The organism is Dyella amyloliquefaciens (genome assembly GCF_004296575.1).
GTDB lineage: Bacteria > Pseudomonadota > Gammaproteobacteria > Xanthomonadales > Rhodanobacteraceae > Dyella > Dyella amyloliquefaciens.
On record NZ_SAYT01000004.1, the window covers coordinates 238,612 to 256,991 of the forward strand.

General features: G+C 66.6%; 18 protein-coding genes. 4 read left to right on the forward strand and 14 right to left on the reverse strand.

Translation table 11 applies throughout. The annotated features are described in order from the left end of the window. Window positions 1–7 precede the first annotated feature (7 nt). The 5 genes from EPB08_RS11410 to EPB08_RS11430 form a co-directional block, all read right to left on the reverse strand. Window positions 8–1,180 (reverse strand): class I SAM-dependent rRNA methyltransferase, encoded by a 1,173-nt coding sequence (locus EPB08_RS11410; protein WP_130619216.1) that lies wholly within the window; start codon window positions 1,178–1,180, stop codon window positions 8–10. Between the two features lie 207 nt (window positions 1,181–1,387). After that, the gene (locus tag EPB08_RS11415) at window positions 1,388–1,822 is read right to left on the reverse strand and encodes a hypothetical protein (RefSeq protein WP_130619217.1); all 435 of its coding nucleotides are present in this window, start codon (window positions 1,820–1,822) and stop codon (window positions 1,388–1,390) included. A 47-nt stretch (window positions 1,823–1,869) separates the two neighbouring features. Beyond that, the gene (locus EPB08_RS11420; RefSeq protein ID WP_130619218.1) at window positions 1,870–2,376 is read right to left on the reverse strand and encodes a hypothetical protein; all 507 of its coding nucleotides are present in this window, start codon (window positions 2,374–2,376) and stop codon (window positions 1,870–1,872) included. Window positions 2,377–2,441: 65 nt separating this feature from the next. Beyond that, the gene (locus EPB08_RS11425) at window positions 2,442–3,386 is read right to left on the reverse strand and encodes a serine/threonine protein kinase (protein WP_130619219.1); all 945 of its coding nucleotides are present in this window, start codon (window positions 3,384–3,386) and stop codon (window positions 2,442–2,444) included. After that, entirely contained in the window at window positions 3,383–3,823 is a 441-nt protein-coding gene (locus EPB08_RS11430) for a hotdog fold thioesterase (RefSeq protein WP_130619220.1), read from the reverse strand. The genes EPB08_RS11425 and EPB08_RS11430 overlap by 4 nt, the downstream gene beginning before the upstream one ends. A 77-nt stretch (window positions 3,824–3,900) precedes the next feature. Between EPB08_RS11430 and EPB08_RS11435 the strand changes: the two genes are divergently transcribed. Then, window positions 3,901–4,971: a 2Fe-2S iron-sulfur cluster-binding protein gene (locus EPB08_RS11435; RefSeq protein WP_130619221.1), complete on the forward strand. Its 1,071-nt coding sequence runs from the start codon at window positions 3,901–3,903 to the stop codon at window positions 4,969–4,971. 112 nt (window positions 4,972–5,083) lie between these two features. Here the strand turns inward: EPB08_RS11435 and EPB08_RS11440 are convergent, their stop codons facing one another. The 3 genes from EPB08_RS11440 to EPB08_RS11450 all read right to left on the reverse strand — a co-directional run bounded on the left by EPB08_RS11440 (window position 5,084) and on the right by EPB08_RS11450 (window position 6,579). Next, on the reverse strand, window positions 5,084–5,527 hold the full coding sequence (locus EPB08_RS11440; RefSeq protein ID WP_130619222.1) for a rhodanese-like domain-containing protein: 444 nt from the start codon (window positions 5,525–5,527) through the stop codon (window positions 5,084–5,086). A 104-nt stretch (window positions 5,528–5,631) separates the two neighbouring features. Beyond that, a complete protein-coding gene (locus EPB08_RS11445) occupies window positions 5,632–6,045 on the reverse strand; it encodes a hypothetical protein (protein ID WP_130619223.1) in 414 nt (137 codons plus the stop codon). A gap of 51 nt (window positions 6,046–6,096) precedes the next feature. Beyond that, a complete protein-coding gene (locus tag EPB08_RS11450; protein WP_130619224.1) occupies window positions 6,097–6,579 on the reverse strand; it encodes a YiiD C-terminal domain-containing protein in 483 nt (160 codons plus the stop codon). An 89-nt stretch (window positions 6,580–6,668) separates the two neighbouring features. Here EPB08_RS11450 and EPB08_RS11455 point away from each other — a divergent pair, with 89 nt between their 5' ends. The 3 genes from EPB08_RS11455 to EPB08_RS11465 all read left to right on the forward strand — a co-directional run bounded on the left by EPB08_RS11455 (window position 6,669) and on the right by EPB08_RS11465 (window position 9,884). Further along, window positions 6,669–7,439: a uroporphyrinogen-III synthase gene (locus EPB08_RS11455; protein ID WP_130619225.1), complete on the forward strand. Its 771-nt coding sequence runs from the start codon at window positions 6,669–6,671 to the stop codon at window positions 7,437–7,439. Between the two features lie 106 nt (window positions 7,440–7,545). Continuing rightward, window positions 7,546–8,631, forward strand: coding sequence for a uroporphyrinogen-III C-methyltransferase (locus EPB08_RS11460; RefSeq protein WP_130619226.1), 1,086 nt, complete (start codon window positions 7,546–7,548; stop codon window positions 8,629–8,631). Continuing rightward, a complete protein-coding gene (locus tag EPB08_RS11465) occupies window positions 8,628–9,884 on the forward strand; it encodes a heme biosynthesis HemY N-terminal domain-containing protein (protein ID WP_130619227.1) in 1,257 nt (418 codons plus the stop codon). The genes EPB08_RS11460 and EPB08_RS11465 overlap by 4 nt, the downstream gene beginning before the upstream one ends. A 133-nt stretch (window positions 9,885–10,017) precedes the next feature. Here the strand turns inward: EPB08_RS11465 and EPB08_RS11470 are convergent, their stop codons facing one another. The 6 genes from EPB08_RS11470 to EPB08_RS11495 form a co-directional block, all read right to left on the reverse strand. After that, complete coding sequence (locus EPB08_RS11470; protein ID WP_130619228.1) at window positions 10,018–10,374, reverse strand: hypothetical protein; 357 nt, start codon at window positions 10,372–10,374, stop codon at window positions 10,018–10,020. 131 nt (window positions 10,375–10,505) lie between these two features. Then, on the reverse strand, window positions 10,506–12,788 hold the full coding sequence (locus EPB08_RS11475) for a UvrD-helicase domain-containing protein (RefSeq protein WP_130619229.1): 2,283 nt from the start codon (window positions 12,786–12,788) through the stop codon (window positions 10,506–10,508). Between the two features lie 140 nt (window positions 12,789–12,928). Continuing rightward, window positions 12,929–14,878, reverse strand: a complete 1,950-nt coding sequence (locus EPB08_RS11480) for a serine hydrolase domain-containing protein (RefSeq protein WP_130619230.1) — start codon at window positions 14,876–14,878, stop codon at window positions 12,929–12,931. A 101-nt stretch (window positions 14,879–14,979) separates the two neighbouring features. Further along, window positions 14,980–16,164 (reverse strand): FAD-dependent oxidoreductase, encoded by a 1,185-nt coding sequence (locus tag EPB08_RS11485; protein ID WP_130619231.1) that lies wholly within the window; start codon window positions 16,162–16,164, stop codon window positions 14,980–14,982. A gap of 201 nt (window positions 16,165–16,365) precedes the next feature. Beyond that, on the reverse strand, window positions 16,366–16,584 hold the full coding sequence (locus EPB08_RS11490) for a hypothetical protein (RefSeq protein ID WP_130619232.1): 219 nt from the start codon (window positions 16,582–16,584) through the stop codon (window positions 16,366–16,368). A gap of 113 nt (window positions 16,585–16,697) precedes the next feature. Continuing rightward, on the reverse strand, window positions 16,698–18,314 hold the full coding sequence (locus EPB08_RS11495) for an alpha-glucosidase family protein (RefSeq protein WP_130619233.1): 1,617 nt from the start codon (window positions 18,312–18,314) through the stop codon (window positions 16,698–16,700). Window positions 18,315–18,380: the final 66 nt, after the last annotated feature.

Consider the following 18,380-nt stretch of genomic DNA (forward strand, 5'->3'; position numbering starts at 1 on the left):
GCAGGAACTACATCACGCGGCAGAACACCGCCTTCAGATAACGCCCTTCCGGCACGTCGCTGCGGAACGGGTGGTCGGCACCGGCGCCGGCCGTGTGCAGCACCTGGATCTCGCGTCCGGCGTTGAGTGCCACGCGACGCAGCATCTCCAGGAAATCCGCCTCGCTGATCAGGCCGGTGCACGAGCACGTCAGCAGCAGGCCGCCCGGCGGGATCACGTCGAGCGCGAGGCGGTTCATCGCGAAGTACTTCTTCAGCGCGTCGAACACCTTGTTGCGGTCGCGCGTGAGCTTGGCCGGATCGAGGATCACCGCGTCGTACTGCTCGCCGCGCTCCACCGCGCCACGCAGCCAGTCGAACATGTCGGCAGCCTCGAACACGGCCGGCACGTCGTTGGCCGCCGCGTTCGCACGCGCGATTTCCAGGATGCCCGGATCCATGTCCACACCGGTCGCCGACTTCGCGCCAGCGGCCAGCGCATGCACCGCGAAGCCGCCCGAGTTGCAGCACAGGTCCAGCACGCGGCGACCCTTGGTCAGGCGCGCGAAGTGATGGCGGTTCTCGCGCTGGTCGGCGAAGAAGCCCGTCTTGTGGCCGTAGCCCGGTGCCGCGTGGAAACGCAGGCCGTGCTCGTGCACTTCCACCGGCGCGGGCGCCTCGGGCGAACGGCAGTCGAAGGATTCCTGCTTCTGCACGTGGGTCTCGGCGAACCAGTACAGGCGTGCGTCCGGGAAATGGCGCAGCAGTGCGGCGTGGATCGCTTCGCGGAAGCGCCACATGCCGGCGGCGAAGTATTCGATCACGAGGATGTCGGCGTAGCGGTCCACCACCAGGCCGGAAAGCCCGTCACCTTCGCTGTGCACCACGCGCCAGGCATCGCTCACGCGGTCGAGCTGCAGCAGCTCCTGGCGCAGGCCGATGGCGCGGTCGATGCGCGCGGCGATCCATTCGGCATCGATGGTTTCAGCCGGATCGGCGGTAAGCAGGCGCAGCGCGATACGCGCATGGCCGTTCCAGAAGCCGCGCCCCACGAAACGCCCCTTGGCGTCCTCCACGTCCACCACGCTGCCGGGCGGCAGGCGGTTTTCGGGCTTGTGCACCTGGGCGGACCACACCCAGGGGTGGCCAGGGGAACGGTCGGTCTTGAGGCGGATGACGGGGAGGGAAGCGGGGGTATTCATCCGCACATGATAGCTGGTGCGCGGAAGTGGCCGCTTTTTACTCCCTCTCCCCTTCGGGGAGAGGGCTGGGGTGAGGGGGCAATCTTGCGAGGGCGTTGCTAGGTCTATCTGGGAAAGGACGAGCTAGAGCTCAGTTCTCAATGAGCGCCAGGCAAGACCCGCCCCTCACCCCGACCCTCTCCCCGAAGGGGAGAGGGAGCAGAAGCTTCAGCGCAGGCGCAGCGCCAGCCAGGACAGCAGGGCTAGCAGGTTGAGGCCGATCCGCGACATCCCCGGTCCGGCCACGGCAAGCACGAAGCCCTCGCTGCCGAAGTGCCAGTCCAGGTCCAGCCGCACCGGCAGGTGCAGGGTGGCGAAGACGTTGACGTAGCCGCCGCAATGCAGCGCATAGCTGAAGATCGGCGTGGCGATGAGCGGCAGTTGCAGCAGCTGCGCCCAGCTGGAGAAGGTCACGCCGCGTTCGCTGTTTTCCAGCAGCAGCACGCCGGCCACCAGCACGAACGCATAGACGATCAGGCCGATCACGGCCACCAGCGAGTCGTGCGAACCGAAGGGCAGCAGCCGGCGCAGCATGTTGACCATGCCGAAGAAGCCACCGGCCACCTCGAGGATGCCGATCAGTCGGAACAGGAAATTGCGCACGTGCGTACTCGCCTAAAAGCCCGGAGCATAGCGGAAGGCGTAGCGGCTTAATCCTGCGCAGCCAGCACTTCCAGTGGCGTGGCAAAGACCCTGTTCCGCTTCGGTTCAATACGCACACGGCCGAGCATCACGAAGGCGATCAGCGCCACCAGGTTCACCCCCAGGCCGACGCCGCTGCCTCGGCCCGAGTTGCCCAGGAACCAGTTGAAGCTCGCGCCCACGTTCGCCCCCGCGCCAAAAAGCGTGCCGGCATAGACATTCACCGCCGCACCGGCGAACAGGTTGTAGACCAGCCACGGCGTCTGGATCACCGGGACCTGGGCCAGCAGCAACAGGCGCGTCCAGTGCAGGCCGAGCCGGTGGCCGCGCCACAGGGCACAGGCGGCGACGCCGATGCCGGCGTAGACGATGGCGAACATGCCCGCGAGGACCCGCACCAGGATGGACGGTTGGGCCGCCAGCATCAGGCACACCACGATACCCACGACAGCCCCCAAGCCGAGGCCGATGCAAAGCGCACGCACAAGCCTGTGCGTTACAGGTATGACGCTCATCCGGATTTCCCCTGGTTCCCCGGCGCCTTTGATAGCAAGTCGCCGGTGCCTCGGCAAGACGGGGGCTACAAGTCGTCCGCCAGCTCGTGCAGGTCGGCGATGTGCTGCTCCCACCAGCGCGGTTCGGCCACGAAGGGGAAGGCGGCGGGGAAGGCCGGGTCATGCCAGCGGGTGGCGATCCATCCGGCGTAATGAAGCTGCCGCATGGCGCGCAGTGCGGGCACCAGGGCCAGTTCGGTGAAGTCGAACTCGCGCATCTGCTGATAACCCTCGAGCAAGGCCTGCATGCCGGCATCGTCGTTGGCGAGCATCCACAGGTCCTGCACCGCCGGGCCCATGCGGGCGTCGTCGAGGTCGACGAAATGCGGGCCGTGGTCGGTCCACAGCACATTGCCCGGATGGCAGTCGCCGTGCAGGCGCAACTGGCGCACCGGGCCCACGGCTTCCAGGTGCGCGGCGACGGCCTGGTCCACGCGTTCCGCCGCGGTGCGATAGGCGGCGTGCAGGGATGGCGGCAGCAGGGACGAGGCGAGTACCGCGCGCATGGGCTGTTCGATCAGCGCGGCGCGATCGATGCGCCCGCGATGCTGGAACGGCTGCCGTGCACCCACGCTGTGGATGCGTGCAATCAGTCGCCCCAGCCATTCGAGCTGCTCGGCCGATTCCAGCGACGGCGCTCGGCCACCGCGGCGTGGCGTCAGCGCATAACGAAAGCCCGCGTGATGCAGCAGGGTGCGTCCCCCGAACACCAGGGGCGCCACCATCGGGATGTCGTCGTCGGCCAGTTCCTGCGCGAACGCGTGCTCTTCCAGGATCGCCGCGTCGCTCCAGCGGTGCGGGCGGTAGAACTTGGCGATGATCGGTGCGGCATCCTCGATGCCGACCTGCCACACGCGGTTTTCGTAACTGTTGAGCGCCAGCAGTCGCCCATCAGGCCACAGCCCGCAGGCGGTGACGGCATCCAGCACGCAGTCCGGGTCCAGCGAGTGATAGGGCGCTTCCAGGCTCAACGCGGCGCCACCACGCGCGACGGAATCACCGCCATGGTGATGCGCGAGATGCACACCAGCTCGCCGGCCTCGTCCTCGATGCGGATTTCCCACACCTGCGTCTTGCGCCCGATATGGATCACGCGCGCGGTGCCGGTCACGATGCCGTTGCGCGCGCCCCGCACGTGGTTGGCGTTGATGTCGAGGCCGACGGCGGCTTCCTGTGCCGGGTCCAGCGTAAGCATCGCGGCCGTGCTGCCCAGCGTTTCGGCGAGCACCACCGAGGCGCCGCCGTGCAGCAGACCGTAGGGCTGGTGGGTACGGTGGTCCACCGGCATGGTGCCGCGCAGCCAGTCATCGCCCACTTCGGTGACGCGGATGCCCAGCGTTTCCATCATGGTGCTGGCGCTCCAGCCGTTGATGCGCTCGAGCGAAATATCCTGTTTCCAGATGGCCATGGGGTGATTCTCCGGGCAAAAAGCTTGTGAATGGGCGCGGGGGCCCTCATTGTCGGCTGACTGCTGTCGCCGCGACAATGCACCACGTGTCCAAGGTCATCATTCAATCCACCGGTCGTCACTTTCCTGCCGCGCCGGGTGAAACCGTGCTGGAAGCCGCACAGCGGGCCGGCATCGCGTTGCCGTATTCATGCCGCGCCGGCGTCTGTGGCAGCTGCAAGGCCACGCTGATCGAAGGCCATTGCGACTATCCGCGCAATCCACCGCTGGCCCTGAGTGGCGTGGCGCCGTCGCAGCACGCGATCCTGCTGTGCCAGGCGGTGCCGCGCGGCGACCTGGTGATCGAGGCGCGCGAAGTCACTTCGGTGGAAGACATCGCGCGTCGCGAGCTCGACGTGGTGGTGGCGCGCAAGTGGATACTCGCGCCCGACGTGATCGGCCTGCACCTGAAGCCCGCATCGGACGAGGTGCGCCTCAATTGGCTGCCGGGCCAGTACCTCGACGTGCTGCTGGATGAAGGGCGGCGTCGGCCGTTTTCCATCGCCAATCACCCCGAGGCGGACGGCATCATCGAACTGCACGTGCGCCATGTGGCGGGCGGCGGCTTCACCTCGTGGGTGGCCGACACGCTGAAGCTGGGCGATAAGCTGCGTATCGAGGGGCCGTTGGGTACGTTCGTGCCACGCGAGGATTCCGAGCGACCGATGATCTTCATGGCCGGCGGCACCGGCTTCGCGCCGGTGAAGGCCATCGTGGAGCATTTCATTTCGCTGGGGACGCGTCGCCCCATGCGCGTGTATTGGGGCGCACGAAGCGCCGCGGACCTCTACCTGCGCGGGCTGGCCGAGAGCTGGGCGAGCAAGGCACACGACCTCGTCTTTCAGGCGGTGATTTCCGAAACGGAAGAGGCCGCGAGCCACGGCACGCGCGTGGGCCTGGTGCACGAGGCGGTGCTGGAAGACCAGCCCGACCTCGCAGGGTATGACGTTTACATGAGCGGACCGCCGGCGATGATCAATGCCGGCCGCAAGCTGTTCGTCGATGCAAACCTGCCGGAAGACCGCCTGTACTACGACTCGTTCGACTACGCGCCGGATGTGCTGGCGCTGATCCTGGGCAGCCGCGCGGGCATTGCCATCGAGACGTGAGCTTCCACGCTGTTGTGGGAGCGCACCCTGTGCGCGACAAACCTACAGAGCGGTGATCACCAGGCGCCGCGGTCGCGCACAGGGTGCGCTCCCACAGATGGATGACGACGGATCAGTTCTTGCCCTTGGCCACCGGCAATTGCGCCTGCTGCCATGCCAGCACGCCACCGCCGAGGGTGAAGACCTTGGAGAAACCCGCCTTCACCAGTCGCTGCGCAGCCTTGCCGGTGTTGCGACCGTCCTTGTCGATCAGCACCACGGGCAGGTCCTTGGCCTTGGCCAGGTCCTTCTGTTCGGGATCGAACTGGCTCATCGCCACATGACGCGAGCCCGGCACGTGGGCCTTCTCGAAATCGGCATAGGCGGACAGGTCGATCATCAGCGGACTTTCGCGGTTGATCAGCAGGGTGAGGCCGGCGGGCGTCAGTTCCTTGTACTTGCGGAACAGCGTGAGGATTTCCATCACGATGATCGCCAGCAACAGCACGAGAAACAGCGCGGCGAGCGCGAGATGGTTGCCGATGAACTCGGGCAACTTGTGCAGTACATCGTTCATTCGAAAGCTTCCGCAGGCGCGGCGAGGGCCGCGCGGGGTGAATAGAACCGGGGATTATAGGGGAAGGGGATGGGCGGGGCGTGGCCCCGTGCCGCTTCCCGGGCTTACTGCCGGCTGATGTCCGGCAGGCCGCTCACCAGCCACCAGTGCTTGCCTTCGGCGTCGTAATGCCAGGTCTGGTGGTCGGTGATGGTGCGTTCGGCCTGGGTGTTCACGTTGACCAGGTTGATCTGCACGTCCTGGGTCACTTCCACATCGCCGTGGGGCGTGGGGCCCTTGCCCTCGTCGTAGCCGCTCACCTTGTACTGCTGGTAGCGGGACATTTCGAGGGCCGATACCGGGTGCGTCTCACGCAGCTTCGGGTCCACGAACGCCTGCGCGGCGTTGAAGTCACCCCAGCGCACCGTACTGGCGTAGGCATTGAGCGTGGTGGTGAGCGTATCGCTGCGCTGTTGCGTGGCGCAGCCGGAAAGCGACAGCGTGGCGAGAGCGGCAAACGTGGTCAGGATGCGGCGCATATTCGGTCCCCCGGGATCAGGCCTCCATTCTGCCCAACCCCGGTGACGATTTCATACGGCGTCGGGCGAACGCCGCTTGGCCACGAAACGGGCTTCCAGCGTGGCTGCTGGCTTCGCGCCGGTACCAGGGACGCGACAGGCCACTTCGATGCGGGCTCGGCCGCGTGCGGCCAGCGTGTCGAAAAAGGTCGACCAGTCCGCGGTGTCGGCCAGGCGGGCCTCGCTCACGAAGTCGCCCCACACCGGTTCGAGATAACGCACCGTGGACTCGCCCACGAACACATCGCAATCGAGGTTGCGCATGCGGAGCTCCAGTTCCACCAGGCCCCAGCCGGTCAAGGTCATCGTGCTCACCAGGCTGCCGCCGAAGGCGCAGCCTTTGTCGTTGACGTTGGGCGGCAGCGGCGCGGCGATGGACAGCCGCTGTTCGTCGCAACCGTCCAGGCTCAGGTCCATGTTCTGGGCGAGGGGAATTTCGTCGCGCATGAAGGTCACCAGCTTGCGCGCCAGGGTATGTCGTTCGGTCGTGCTCATCGGGGGTCGTGTCGGGTCGGGGAATGCGTAGTTTACGCACCATGCGGGAAGCGCGCCGCTACACTGCACGGGTTTCCATGGAGAGGTTCATGACCGCGCCACGCCCGATTGCCGCCAGGCCCGCGCTGCACGGCCGTACCGTAGTCATCACGCGCCCGTCCGGTACCGGTTCCTCCTTGGCACGGGAGGTGCGCCGGCGCGGTGGCACACCGATGCTGCTGCCCGGCCTGTCGTTGCATGAGGTGGACCAACCCGAGGAATCTGCCGCAGCCCTGGGCGCGGCGCTTGGAGACGACCTGCTGATCTTCACCAGCCCCGCCGCCGTGCGTTTTGCCGCGCGGCTGGCGCCCTTGCGGACGCAGGCTACCGTGCTCGCCGTGGGCCAGGGCACCGCGCGAGCGCTCCGCCGGCACGGGGTGAAGGCGCCGCTGGCGCCGACGTTGCGGCAGGACAGCGAGGGGCTGCTTGAACATCCCATGTTGGCCGAACCCCGGGGGCTGCGCGTCGCCCTGATCGGTGCACCGGGAGGTCGCGGCGTGTTGCGGGCAACCTTGGCCGAACGCGGTGTCCAGTTGCGCGAAGTACACGTGTACCAGCGCGGCGTTCCGCGCTGGCAGGCAAGACATCTCGAAGCGCTGCAACAGTTGCCCGACGATGCACGCGTGTTGCTCTCCAGCGCCGAGGCGCTGGGCAACCTGCAACAAGGCCTGCCGGTACACGCATGGGCCCAGCTTTGCGCCGCCGTTGCCGTGGCCAGTAGCGAACGGCTCGCCGATGCGGCTCGCAGTGCGGGATTTTCCCGCGTGCTCCTGGCCTCGTCGGCGTTGTCCTCTGATCTGCTCGCCGCCGCTGCGCGTTGACCTGTGTCAGTTCGGTGAAACCGAGGCGATGCCGGCGCGCTGAAGGGCGGCACCTTCACGCCCGCTTGATGCGAGTCCCCCGTTGCGGGCTGCTAGCATGGCGGCCATGAGCCAAGACGACTCCTTCTCCCGATCCGAGGCGCCTGCGGGCGCGCAAACTGGTTCCTCCCGATCGCGCAGCACGCCAGCGCGGCGCGGCAGCGGCACTTTGGCGGTAGCGTTGCTGCTGTCGTTGGTGGCTGTCGGCGGCGCCGGCTACGTCGGTTGGCGCCAATGGCAGCAGGAACAGGGCAACGCCGCGGGCAACGTGGCGCTGCAGGGGCTGCAGCAGCGCGTGGACAGTCTCGAGAATGTCGCCAAGGCCGGTGACAGCGAGCGCAACCTGCTGCGCCAGCGACTGGGCGATGCCGATCAGGTGAACCGCTCGTTGCGCGAGGAACTGCTAAGTCAGGCCGAGCGCACGCGCAACCTCGAAGACGCCGTGGCCAAGCTGTCCGAGAAGACGCTCTCCGGCCACGACGCCATGCTGCTGGATGAAACCGAATCGCTGCTGCGCATGGCCAAGGAGCGGTACGACCTGTTCCATGACGCGCAAGGTGCGGCGGCCGCGTATGCCCTGGCCGACCAGACGCTGGCGGCGGTGGATGATGGTGCGTTCTCCGGCCTGCGCCAGAGCATCGGTGCGGAGCGCGAAGCACTGGCCAAGAGTCAGCCCGCCACACTCGACGCGTCGTTGACGGCGCTGTCCGCGCTACGCACGGCGGTGCTGGAACTTCCGCTCAAGCCTTTGGATACGGCGGGTTCCGAAGCCTCCACCAGCGCATGGTCGCGCGTGAGCGCAGCCATCGGGAATGTAGTGAAGGTGCAGCGGACCAACGGCGCGCCGCTCTCGGTGGCGGATGCACGCTTCGCGCGTGAACTCACCGCCATCGATCTCGCTCAGGCGCAAGCCGCGTTGCTGGCGGCGGATCGCGACGCCTACGCCGCCGCACTCAAGCGCGCGGACACGGGCATCGCCGCGCAATTCGACACGAATGCGCCCGCCGTGCAGCAGGCGCGCACGCAACTGACCGCCCTGCAGGCACAGCAGCCGTCCGCACCGGTACAGCTGGGCGCCGCCCTCGGCGAATTGCGCAATCTGCGCGCGGTACATGCGCTCAAGCCTGCCGCCGCCAACGGGGCCAAGCCATGAAGCTGTGGCGCTGGATCCTGCTGCTGGTGGTGCTCGCAGCGTTGGCCGCCTTCGGCTGGCACTGGGTCGCGGAAGATCCGGGTTATGTGATGGTGCAGCTGCGCGGCTGGCAGGCCGAGACGACGGTGGTTGCCGCCCTCGTCATCCTGTTGCTCGCGTGGGCAGTCATCGGCGCCGTGTGGTTTGCCATCCGCTGGCCGTTTGGTGCGCTGACGCGTCGCCATCGTCGGCTCAGCCGGCAGAAGATGGGTGAAGGGTTGCTCGCATTGATGGAAGGCCGCCATGGCGATGCCGAGCGCGACCTGCATCGCGCCTCCCGCCTGGATGCCTTGCGTGGTCCCGCCTTGCTGGCCGCCGCCGAGGCGGCTTCGCGTCGCGGCGAGAATGTGCGCGCGCTCGCTACGCTCGATGAAGCAGGTCAGGTGGCGCCGCGCGCGGCACGCGTGCTGCGTGCCCGCGTGCTCCGTCGTGAAGGCAAGCCGACCGAGGCCGTGAACCTGCTGGCGAGCGATGCCGACACCGGCAACCTGACGCCGGGTGGCTGGCGCGAGCTGGCCCTCGCGGCATTGGCGGCGGGCGATACGCGCCGCGCCCGGCTGGCGCTGGACCCCTTGCAGAAGAGTGGTGCCCTCGGCACGCGCGGTTATACCGCGGTGGAAGCCCAAGTGCTTTCCGCGTCGCTGCGTGCCGCGCCCGACGCCTCCGCGCTCAACGCGCTATGGGCCCAGTTGCCCAAGGCACAGCGTCGCCTGCCTGCGGCGGTCGATGCCTATGCCCGTCAGGCGGCGAGCTTCGGCATGATGCTGCCCGCGATGGACGAAGTGGAATCTGCGTTGCGCCGCGAATGGTCGCCGATGCTGATCGAGACCTACGGAGCACTCGGCGCCGAAGATATCGAGGCGCGCCTGCGCCGTGCCGAGTCGTGGCTCGAAGGTCATCCCAACGATGCCGCCCTGCTGCTCACCCTGGGCCGCATGTGCGTGCGGCTCAGCCTGTGGGGCAAGGCCGCGCAGTATCTCGAACGCTCGCTGGCGCTCATACCTACCAGTGGTGCGTGGGAAGCGCTCGGCGACGTCTATGCGGGCCAGAACGAGGCGGGCATGGCGCAGCGCTGCTATCGCAACGCGCTGGCGCTTGCGCGCGGCGAGCCGGCCACGTCGCTGCCGCAAGGTCCGCGCGCCTCGCGCCTGGATACACGTCCTATCGCGGTGGAAGAGCGCAGCGAACACGGTGTGCCGCGGTTGCCGGAATAGTCGGCGCGATAGATAGCTTCACTGTGGGAGCGCACCCTGTGCGCGACGACCGGACGAAGAGGTGATCTTTCGCTCCGCGGTCGCGCACAGGGTGCGCTCCCACAAAAAAAGACGACCGATAGCGCTCGCCGGATCAGCTCACCGAGATCGCCCAGGTGATGAATCCGGCGTTGGCGGCCGTGAACACCATCGCCAGCAGGAAGATGACGTCGGCCACGCGCTCCAACCGATAGTTGCGGTTGACGTTGCGCGTGCGCAGCGCCCAGTACGCCAGCAGGCACGATGCGAGGTAGAACATCGCGTTGACGGCCAGCAGGTCGTCGGCAAGGGTGTCCTCGCGCCGTAGTGAAATCACGACGCGCAGGATGCCGACGACGGTGAGACATACGCCCACCATCGTGGCCGAGGCGGTGAAGATGTGGACGCAGATGTCGTCGTCCAGGCGACGGCGGCGTTCGGCAGGGGCTTCCTCGTCGACGTTGTATGTCATGGCCTGGCCTGGTCGTAGAGGGTCCGGAAGCTGGGAAAACCTCCGCCGTTGCCGGAGGCTTCGTTCGACATGACGTGCGTGAAGCGACCCGATGATACGCCCAGGGGCGACATCATCCGGCGACGCGGGCCTTACAGCGGTGTCAGGTTGGCATAGGCGTAGACCAGCCACTTGCTGCCGGCCGACGCGAAGTTCACCTGGATGCGCATGTGCGCGCCACTGCCTTCGGCGCTCACCACCACACCCTCGCCGAAGCTGGGATGGTTGACGCGTTGCCCCAGCTTGAGTGGCATGGGTTCGTCCAGCGAAACGGAGCCGCTGTTCGGCCGCGCGCCATAAAGCGGGCGGCTGACCTGCACGCGCGGCCGCACTTCGTCGATGAGTTCGGGCGGAATCTCGCCGAGAAAGCGCGACGGCCGCGCCAGCATTTCCTGGCCGTGCATACGGCGCGATTCGGCGTAGGTGATGAACAGGCGCTCGCGGGCGCGGGTGATGCCGACATAGGCGAGGCGGCGCTCTTCTTCGAGGCGACCTTCGTCCTCCACCGAGCGCTGGCTCGGGAACAGGCCTTCTTCCATGCCAACCAGGAACACCACCGGGAATTCCAGGCCCTTGGCCGAATGCAGCGTCATCAGCTGCACGCAGTCGTCCCAGGATTCGCCCTGGCCTTCGCCGGCCTCGAGGGCGGCATGCGAGAGGAACGCGGCCAGCTCGCTCAGGCCGGCCTCGACGTCGTCAGGCGTGAGTTCGAAGCGGCTGGCGACGTTGACCAGCTCGTCCAGGTTCTCCACGCGCGATTCGGCATTGCCGCGGCTGTCCTTTTCGTAGAAGTCGCGCAGGCCGCTGTGGGTGATGGCGTGGTCGATCTGTTCGGCCAATGCCATCGCACTTGAAACCCTCTCTCCTGCGGGGAGAGGGTTGGGTGAGGGGTCATTCGAAGCGGAAGCGCTCGGCAAGCCCGCCCCCTCACCCCAGCCCTCTCCCCCTGGGGGAGAAAAAGCGCGCGCCATGTCCTCGATCATCACCAGGAACGCCTTCACCGCGTTCTTCGCTCGACCGGCCAGTTCCTTGCCCCCGCTCAATTCGCTGAGCGCGGACTCCCACATCGAACTGCCTTCGACGCGAGCGCGGCGGCGCAGCACGTCCAGCGTACGATCGCCGATGCCGCGCGGCGGTGTATTCACGGCGCGCTCGAAGGCGGCATCGTCATGGCGATTGCCAGCCAGGCGCAGGTAGGCGAGCGCGTCCTTGATTTCGGCGCGATCGAAGAAGCGCTGGCCACCGTAAACGCGGAAGCGGATGTCCCGCTGCATCAGCTGTTCTTCGAAGTTTCGCGACTGTGCGTTCGAGCGATACAGGATCGCGATATCGCGCGCATCGCCATGCTCGGCGACGTACTCGCGGATACGCTCGATCACGAAGCGGGCTTCGTCCTGCTCGTTGTAGGACGCGTACAGCGCGATGCGCTCGCCATCGCCGCCGTCGGTCCACAGCTGTTTGCCAAGCCGTCCGCCGTTGCGGGCGATGACGCTGTTGGCCGCCTTGAGGATGGTGGCGGTGGAGCGGTAGTTCTGTTCCAGCTTGATGGTCTTCGCGCCGGGGAAGTCGCGCAGGAACTGCTGCACGTTCTCCACCTTGGCACCGCGCCAGCCGTAGATCGCCTGGTCATCGTCGCCCACCACGAACACCTGGCCGGTGCTGCCGGCCAGCACGCGGATCCACGCGTATTGCAGCGTGTTGGTGTCCTGGAATTCGTCGATCAGCAGGTAGCGCCAGCGGTCGCGGTAGTGATCGAGGATGTTTGGATTGTTCAGCCACAGCTCGTGCGCGCGCAGCAGCAGCTCGGCGAAATCCACCAGGCCGGCGCGGCGGCAGGCTTCCTCATAGGCCTGGTAGATCTGCACCAGCGTGCGCGTCATCGGATGATCGCGATGCTCGATGGTGTCGGCGCGCTTGCCCTCGTCCTTCCACTGGTTGATCTGCCAGGTAGCCTGGCGCGGCGGAAAGCGTGCCTCGTCGAGGCCAAGACCCGTGACCACGCGCTTGACGATGCGCTGCTGGTCATCCGCGTCGAGGATCTGGAAACCTTCCGGTAGCCCTGCCTCGCGCCAGTGGCGGCGCAGCAGGCGATGGGCGATGCCGTGGAAGGTGCCCACGGTGAGGCCCTGGGTGCCGCCGGGGATCAGCTGGTCCAGGCGGGCGCGCATCTCGCCGGCGGCCTTGTTGGTGAAAGTCACCGCCAGGATCGCCCATGGCGAGATGTGTTCCACCTGCGTCAGCCAGCCGATGCGGTGCGTGAGCACGCGCGTCTTGCCGGAGCCGGCGCCGGCGAGCACGAGGTAGTTGCCAGGTGGGGCGCAGACGGCTTCGCGCTGCGCGTCGTTGAGCTTGTCGATCAGGTGGGAGACATCCATTCGACCATTGTACCGGGCCGGGCGTTTCGAAGCCTTTCCCTGTGGGAGCGCACCCTGTGCGCGACAAGCCTACTGAGCGGAAACATCGGGAGTCCGCGGTCGCGCACAGGGTGCGCTCCCACAGGAAGAAGCCCAGCGCGTCAGTAGTTGTAGCCCGGCCCCAGCAGATGGAAATTCACCATGAACGTGATCGCACCCAGGCACCCGAGCAGCAGGATCACGCCGCTGATGCGTCGCCACCAGGCACCCGGCGTGCGCCAGGCGCGCCACGTCTCGATGGCGATGGGGATCGTGCCCAGCACGGCGAACAAGCCGACGACCTGCAACAGGAGCAGGCGCATCTCCAGGTGCGGTGCACCCAGGCGCGGCAGCATCAGGGCCCAGCCACCGGCGAACAGCAGGTAGAGGATGGGGGCGATGCGACTGAGGCGATACCAGCGCTCGTCGTCTTCGGGCAGCGCGGAGCCGATGCCACGCTGGCGCAGCAGGGCCGTCACTGGCCACGACAGAACGATCAGGGCGAACACCGCCAGCAGGATCGTGAGTGCAGACATGATGCGTGCCGGCGTCCAACCTGTTGCCGGCAGGAAGACCTGGGTTGGCGACAGCGTATCGATCGACCACATGCGCACGGTGCCGTCGCGCATGAGCGCGGCGAGCCGATGCCCGCTGGCATCGTCCACCCAGACATACGGCTTCACTTCGCGCCACGCCTCGTTTCCGAGCTGCGGGATGCGCAGCGTACCGTCGGATGCGATGCCTACCTGCACTTCATGGAACCGATCGCGCAAGGCCAGCACGTTGCTTTGCGACGTGATGCTGGAGGTGTAGCGCCCTGCCAGCTGCGCGGCGTGCGTTTTCGCCGTGGCCAGCGTGGGCAGCTTCAACTGCGGCAGCGGGGGGAAATAGCGGACACTGAAGCCATCCACGAGGCGTCGCAGCAGCTGGCTATCAGGATTGCCGTCCGTGGCGATGAAGATGCCCGTGTGCTGCTCGGGAAACAACGCCACCAGACTGTGGAAGTCGGGAATATCGCCGCCATGCCCAAGGATGACCTGGCCATCACGGTCCATATGCGCGAAGCCCAGCGCCATGCCCGGCAGACCGGGAATAGCCGCGCGCAGGTAGGTCTGCATCTGCTTCACGCTGGCCTGTTCCAGCAACTGCGCTTCGCCGGCACGACCGTATTGCAGGTGGGCGATCATGAAGCGCGCCATGTCATCGCCACTGATCGACAGCGCGCCTGCCGGCGCTGCCGTGCGCAGTTCGAAGGCATGCGGCGAGGCCTCGGCGCTCCGGTAACCGGGCGCGGCGTCGTCCTGCAGGTTTGCGGGCAACGGTTGTTTGAAACTGGCGTGCTGCATGTCGAGCGGTGTGAAGATGTGCCGTTCCACATACGTGTCGAAGGGCATGCCGGATACGCGCTGTACGATGTAACCCGCCAGCGCTGCGCCGTAGGTGGAATACGCCGGCACGTCGCCGGCCGGATAGATGCGCGCCGGCACCCAGCGCTTCAGCCACACTTCGTTGCTCATCAGCGAGGCCGGAGCGGTCGCGTAGCGATCCCTGAGTACGTCCTCGAATCCGGCCGTATGCGTCATCAGATCGCGCATCGTCACCGGCTTGCCATCGCGTGGGGGAATGCGGAAGTCGAGATAGCGGTTGATATCCGCGTCGAGATCGAGCTTGTGCTTCTCCACCAGCTGCATCACCGCGGTCCAGGTGAACAGCTTCGAGATCGATGCGACGCGGAACATCGTGCTTGCCGGATCGACTGGCTTCTTCGCCGCGACGTCCGCATAGCCGTAGCCCTTCGATACCACGGTGTTGCCGTCCTTCACCACCACCATGACGGCGCCGGCGATGCTGCCGGATGACATGGCCTTGCCCATCTGCTCGTCCAGCCATGGCTGCAGGTCGCTGGCAGTAAACTCGTGCGCGCCCAGTTGCGTGATTGTGGCGGCCTTGGACTCAGGCAGCGGCTTGATCTCGATCTGCGCCTGCGCGTGGGACCGCGCTGCGAACAGGGTGAACGCCATCGCCAGAACAAGCCTGGTGCCTCGGGCGACGACTGGCGCGACGGTTCTCATCGTGGGGTTCCCTCGGCATCGGGTTCGATCGGGCGAACGCCGAGTATGCCGCGCGGGATGTCGCTTTCGCGTCGGGGCGCTGCCAACCCGTCAGCGGTTTTTCAGCTACGGCGCAGCTTCGTCATCAAATCCGCCAATTCGCGCACGGCCGCTTCGGAGTCCGCGCGGCGTGGCGTGACGTCCGGATTGTTGAAATTGCCGGCATCGCCGATCACCTGCACCATGATGCCGTCGCTGCGCGGCACCACGCTGATGTCCTTCATGCGCAGGCCGTAGTTCACTTCCGGCTGCGGTACCAGTCGCGCCGTTTGTCCACGTACCGGGATTACCGATTCGTCGTTGAACAGCGCACGCGCGCCATAACCGGTCGCGTTGACCAGGGTGCGCTCGGGCAGCTTCTGCAATTCGTCGGGATGGGTGAATTCGCGGATCTCGATCTTGCCGCCGGCCGCAAGGTATTCGGACATCAGCAGGTTGGCGTAGCTGCTGATGTTGAACATCAACGTGGTATAGCGGCGCACGTAGGGCTCGGGGAACGGATGCGTGCCAGGCGACAGTTCGACGGAACGCGGCGTGAGATCGCGCACGCGGTCGGCGAAGTCGCCGTATTCGGGTTCGTCGGGTACCTCGCCATGGAACGAACCGAAGGGCGCATCGGCCAGCGAGTAGCCATCGATCCATTCGATCGGTTTGCCGGGCAGGCCCAGCAGGCTCTGGTAACGCGCGTACGAAATACGCGTCATCATCTCCCAGCGGTCCGCCAGAGCCGCCGCATGCTCGGCGTCGCAGATGCGTGAATCGGGCGTCCACAGGCCGGAGGCGTGCATCGAGAAGACGTCCGGTGGCAGCGCCTTGGCATAGATGCGCACGGCAAGGCCGGCCTGCTGCGCAAGCAGGGCGGTGGTGAGTCCGATCGCGCCGCAACCGATCACGCCGAGTTCGCGCGCGCCGGTGCTCTGCGCCATCTGCAGCGCGAGCGTGCCCGATCCCCACGACAACGACCAGCCGCTGCCGCCGTGGCCGTAGTTGTGCACGATGGTCTTGCTGCCCAGTTTCTGCATCTCGATGCGCGGACCGGCTGCGCGGAACGGGCGCGTGCATACGTAGACGCCGGTAATGCGGTCGACGCTGGCGCGGATGGGAGCAAGCGACATCGCGTCGGGCGACGGGTGCGAGCCCGAGGAAACTGTGGTTTTCGCGGGCTGCTGGGCACACGCGGCGAGTCCGGCAGTTGAAGCCACGGCCAGCGTGGCTCCGGCCTGGCGAAGGAATTGACGTCGTTCCATGGTCGATTGTCCGGGGGATCCACGTGGTCGTCATGCCGGCGCAAGCCGGAATCCAGTTGCGGGCGGGTCGATCGTCGGGCCAGGCTCCATCGGGATGTTGCCGGCCCGACCTGAACTGAACGTCTGGTCATTGGATCGGATGACCAGCCTTTGGCCGTTGCAAAGCGCTTCCGGCAGACGCCGGAGGGGCGGCTGAAGGGGTCAGCCCTTCCTGAGGAATCCGCCCACCGCGATGACCGCGCCGATGATGATGCCGGCGACGCCCATCCACTCGGGTACGGCCTTGTCGTGCGTGGCCGTGACTTTGGCCGAGCCGATCTGCACCAGCGTGTCGGTGGTCTGGTAGCTGCCGTGGCCGAACACGACCCACGCGCCGGCGCCCAGCAGGATGATGCCGATGATGATCAACACTGCACGCATGAAAAGCTCCCTACGGATCGGACGGAGACCCGATCATAGGCGGCGAGGGCGTGTGAAAAAAGTCGACGGCGGTGCGGTGAGGCGCATCCGCCGTCGGGGAGAAAGGGATTCGTTCAGCCGACGCGTGCGAACAGCGCGCCGTGGCCGGGCAGGCTGAGTACGTCGTTGACGAACGCACCCTCGGCCAGGCCATGGCCATCGATCGACGTGGTCCGGCCGACACCCGGCAGCGGCAGGCTGACGGTGTCCTTGGACAGGTTGAACGCAACGAGCACGGTGTCGTCGCCGTGCTGGCGGGTGAAAGCGAGCACGGGCTCGGGCGTGTCGAGGAAGCGGATGCTGCCCCAACGCAGTGCAGGCTGCGTCTTGCGCCACGCCATGAACGCACGAAAGCCGTTGAGCGCGGAATCCGAAGCGGCTTCCTGCAGGCTCACGGCAAGCGCGCGATGCTCCGCCGGCACCGGTAGCCACGGTTCGCCCAGGCTGAAGCCGGCATTGATGCCGCCATTCCACGGCATCGGCGTGCGGCATCCGTCGCGGCCCTTGAAGGTCGGCCAGAAGGTGATGCCGTAGGGATCCTGCAGCGATTCGAACGGCACGTCCGCCTCGGTGAGGCCCAGTTCTTCGCCCTGGTACACGCACACCGATCCACGCAGCGAGCACACCATGGCGCTCAGCAGGTTAGCCAGGCGCGGCGAGGCATCGCCGTTGCCCCAGCGCGTGAGCACGCGCGAGACGTCGTGGTTGGAAATGGCCCAGCACGGCCAGCCTTCGAGCATCTGCGCTTCGAGGTTCTGCACCGTGCCGCGGATGTAGGCCGCACTGAAATCGTCGGTAAGCAGCTCGAAGCTGTAGCCCATGTGCAGGCGGCGGCCGCTGGTGTATTCGGCGGTGGTGGCGAGCGAATCCTCCGAGGAAATTTCGCCGATCGCCGCCACGTCGCGGTACTGGTCCATCAACGCGCGCAGGTCTTCCAGGAACGCGATGTTCTCGGGCCGCGTGTTGTTGTAGTAGTGGTACTGGAACGCGTACGGGTTGTCCGGGCTGAAACCGCGCCCCACGCGCTTGTCCTCGGGCTTGGGCGGGTTGTCGCGCAGCTCGAGGTCGTGGAAGCAGAAATTGATCGCGTCCAGGCGCAGGCCATCGACGCCCTTGTCCAGCCAGAACTTCACCGCATCGAGCACCGCGTGGCGCACGTCGGGGTTGTGGAAGTTGAGGTCCGGCTGGGAGGTGAGGAAGTTGTGCAGGTAGTACTGCCCGCGGCGCGGTTCCCACTGCCATGCGCAACCGCCGAACAGCGACAGCCAGTTGTTGGGTGGCGTGCCGTCTTCGCGCGCATCGGCCCATACGTACCAGTCGGCCTTGGGATTGCCGCGGCTCTCGCGGCTTTCCTTGAACCAGGCGTGCTCCGCCGAGGTATGGCTGAGCACCTGGTCGATCATCACCTTGATGCCGAGCGCGTGCGCCTTGGCGAGCAGGCGATCGAAGTCGTCATTGCTGCCGAACAGCGGATCGACTTCGCGGTAGTCCGCGATGTCGTAGCCGAAGTCGGCCATGGGCGAACGGAAGAAGGGTGCGATCCAGATCGCATCCACGCCGAGGCTCGCGATGTAGTCGAGCCTGTCGATGATGCCCGGCAGGTCGCCGACGCCATCGCCATTGGTATCCATGAAGCTGCGTGGATAGATCTGATAGGTGACGGCTCCGCGCCACCAAGGTGCTTCACTCATGTCGCATTCCCGAGGTTCCCGCCCAATGCAGTGCGCATATCGCGAAAGACAGCTGGCCCGAGCGAA

Excerpts from the sequence above, each read along its gene's own strand:
- EPB08_RS11470 (WP_130619228.1), bottom strand. The coding sequence starts at position 10,374 with ATGACATACAACGTCGACGAGGAAGCCCCTGCCGAACGCCGCCGTCGC.
- EPB08_RS11420 (WP_130619218.1), bottom strand. The coding sequence starts at position 2,376 with ATGAGCGTCATACCTGTAACGCACAGGCTTGTGCGTGCGCTTTGCATC.
- EPB08_RS11480 (WP_130619230.1), bottom strand. The coding sequence starts at position 14,878 with ATGAGAACCGTCGCGCCAGTCGTCGCCCGAGGCACCAGGCTTGTTCTG.
- EPB08_RS11455 (WP_130619225.1), top strand. The coding sequence starts at position 6,669 with ATGACCGCGCCACGCCCGATTGCCGCCAGGCCCGCGCTGCACGGCCGT.
- EPB08_RS11460 (WP_130619226.1), top strand. The coding sequence starts at position 7,546 with ATGAGCCAAGACGACTCCTTCTCCCGATCCGAGGCGCCTGCGGGCGCG.
- EPB08_RS11445 (WP_130619223.1), bottom strand. The coding sequence starts at position 6,045 with ATGCGCCGCATCCTGACCACGTTTGCCGCTCTCGCCACGCTGTCGCTT.
- EPB08_RS11485 (WP_130619231.1), bottom strand. The coding sequence starts at position 16,164 with ATGGAACGACGTCAATTCCTTCGCCAGGCCGGAGCCACGCTGGCCGTG.
- EPB08_RS11475 (WP_130619229.1), bottom strand. The coding sequence starts at position 12,788 with ATGGATGTCTCCCACCTGATCGACAAGCTCAACGACGCGCAGCGCGAA.
- EPB08_RS11430 (WP_130619220.1), bottom strand. The coding sequence starts at position 3,823 with ATGGCCATCTGGAAACAGGATATTTCGCTCGAGCGCATCAACGGCTGG.
- EPB08_RS11465 (WP_130619227.1), top strand. The coding sequence starts at position 8,628 with ATGAAGCTGTGGCGCTGGATCCTGCTGCTGGTGGTGCTCGCAGCGTTG.
- EPB08_RS11450 (WP_130619224.1), bottom strand. The coding sequence starts at position 6,579 with ATGAGCACGACCGAACGACATACCCTGGCGCGCAAGCTGGTGACCTTC.
- EPB08_RS11410 (WP_130619216.1), bottom strand. The coding sequence starts at position 1,180 with ATGAATACCCCCGCTTCCCTCCCCGTCATCCGCCTCAAGACCGACCGT.
- EPB08_RS11495 (WP_130619233.1), bottom strand. The coding sequence starts at position 18,314 with ATGAGTGAAGCACCTTGGTGGCGCGGAGCCGTCACCTATCAGATCTAT.
- EPB08_RS11435 (WP_130619221.1), top strand. The coding sequence starts at position 3,901 with ATGCACCACGTGTCCAAGGTCATCATTCAATCCACCGGTCGTCACTTT.
- EPB08_RS11490 (WP_130619232.1), bottom strand. The coding sequence starts at position 16,584 with ATGCGTGCAGTGTTGATCATCATCGGCATCATCCTGCTGGGCGCCGGC.
- EPB08_RS11440 (WP_130619222.1), bottom strand. The coding sequence starts at position 5,527 with ATGAACGATGTACTGCACAAGTTGCCCGAGTTCATCGGCAACCATCTC.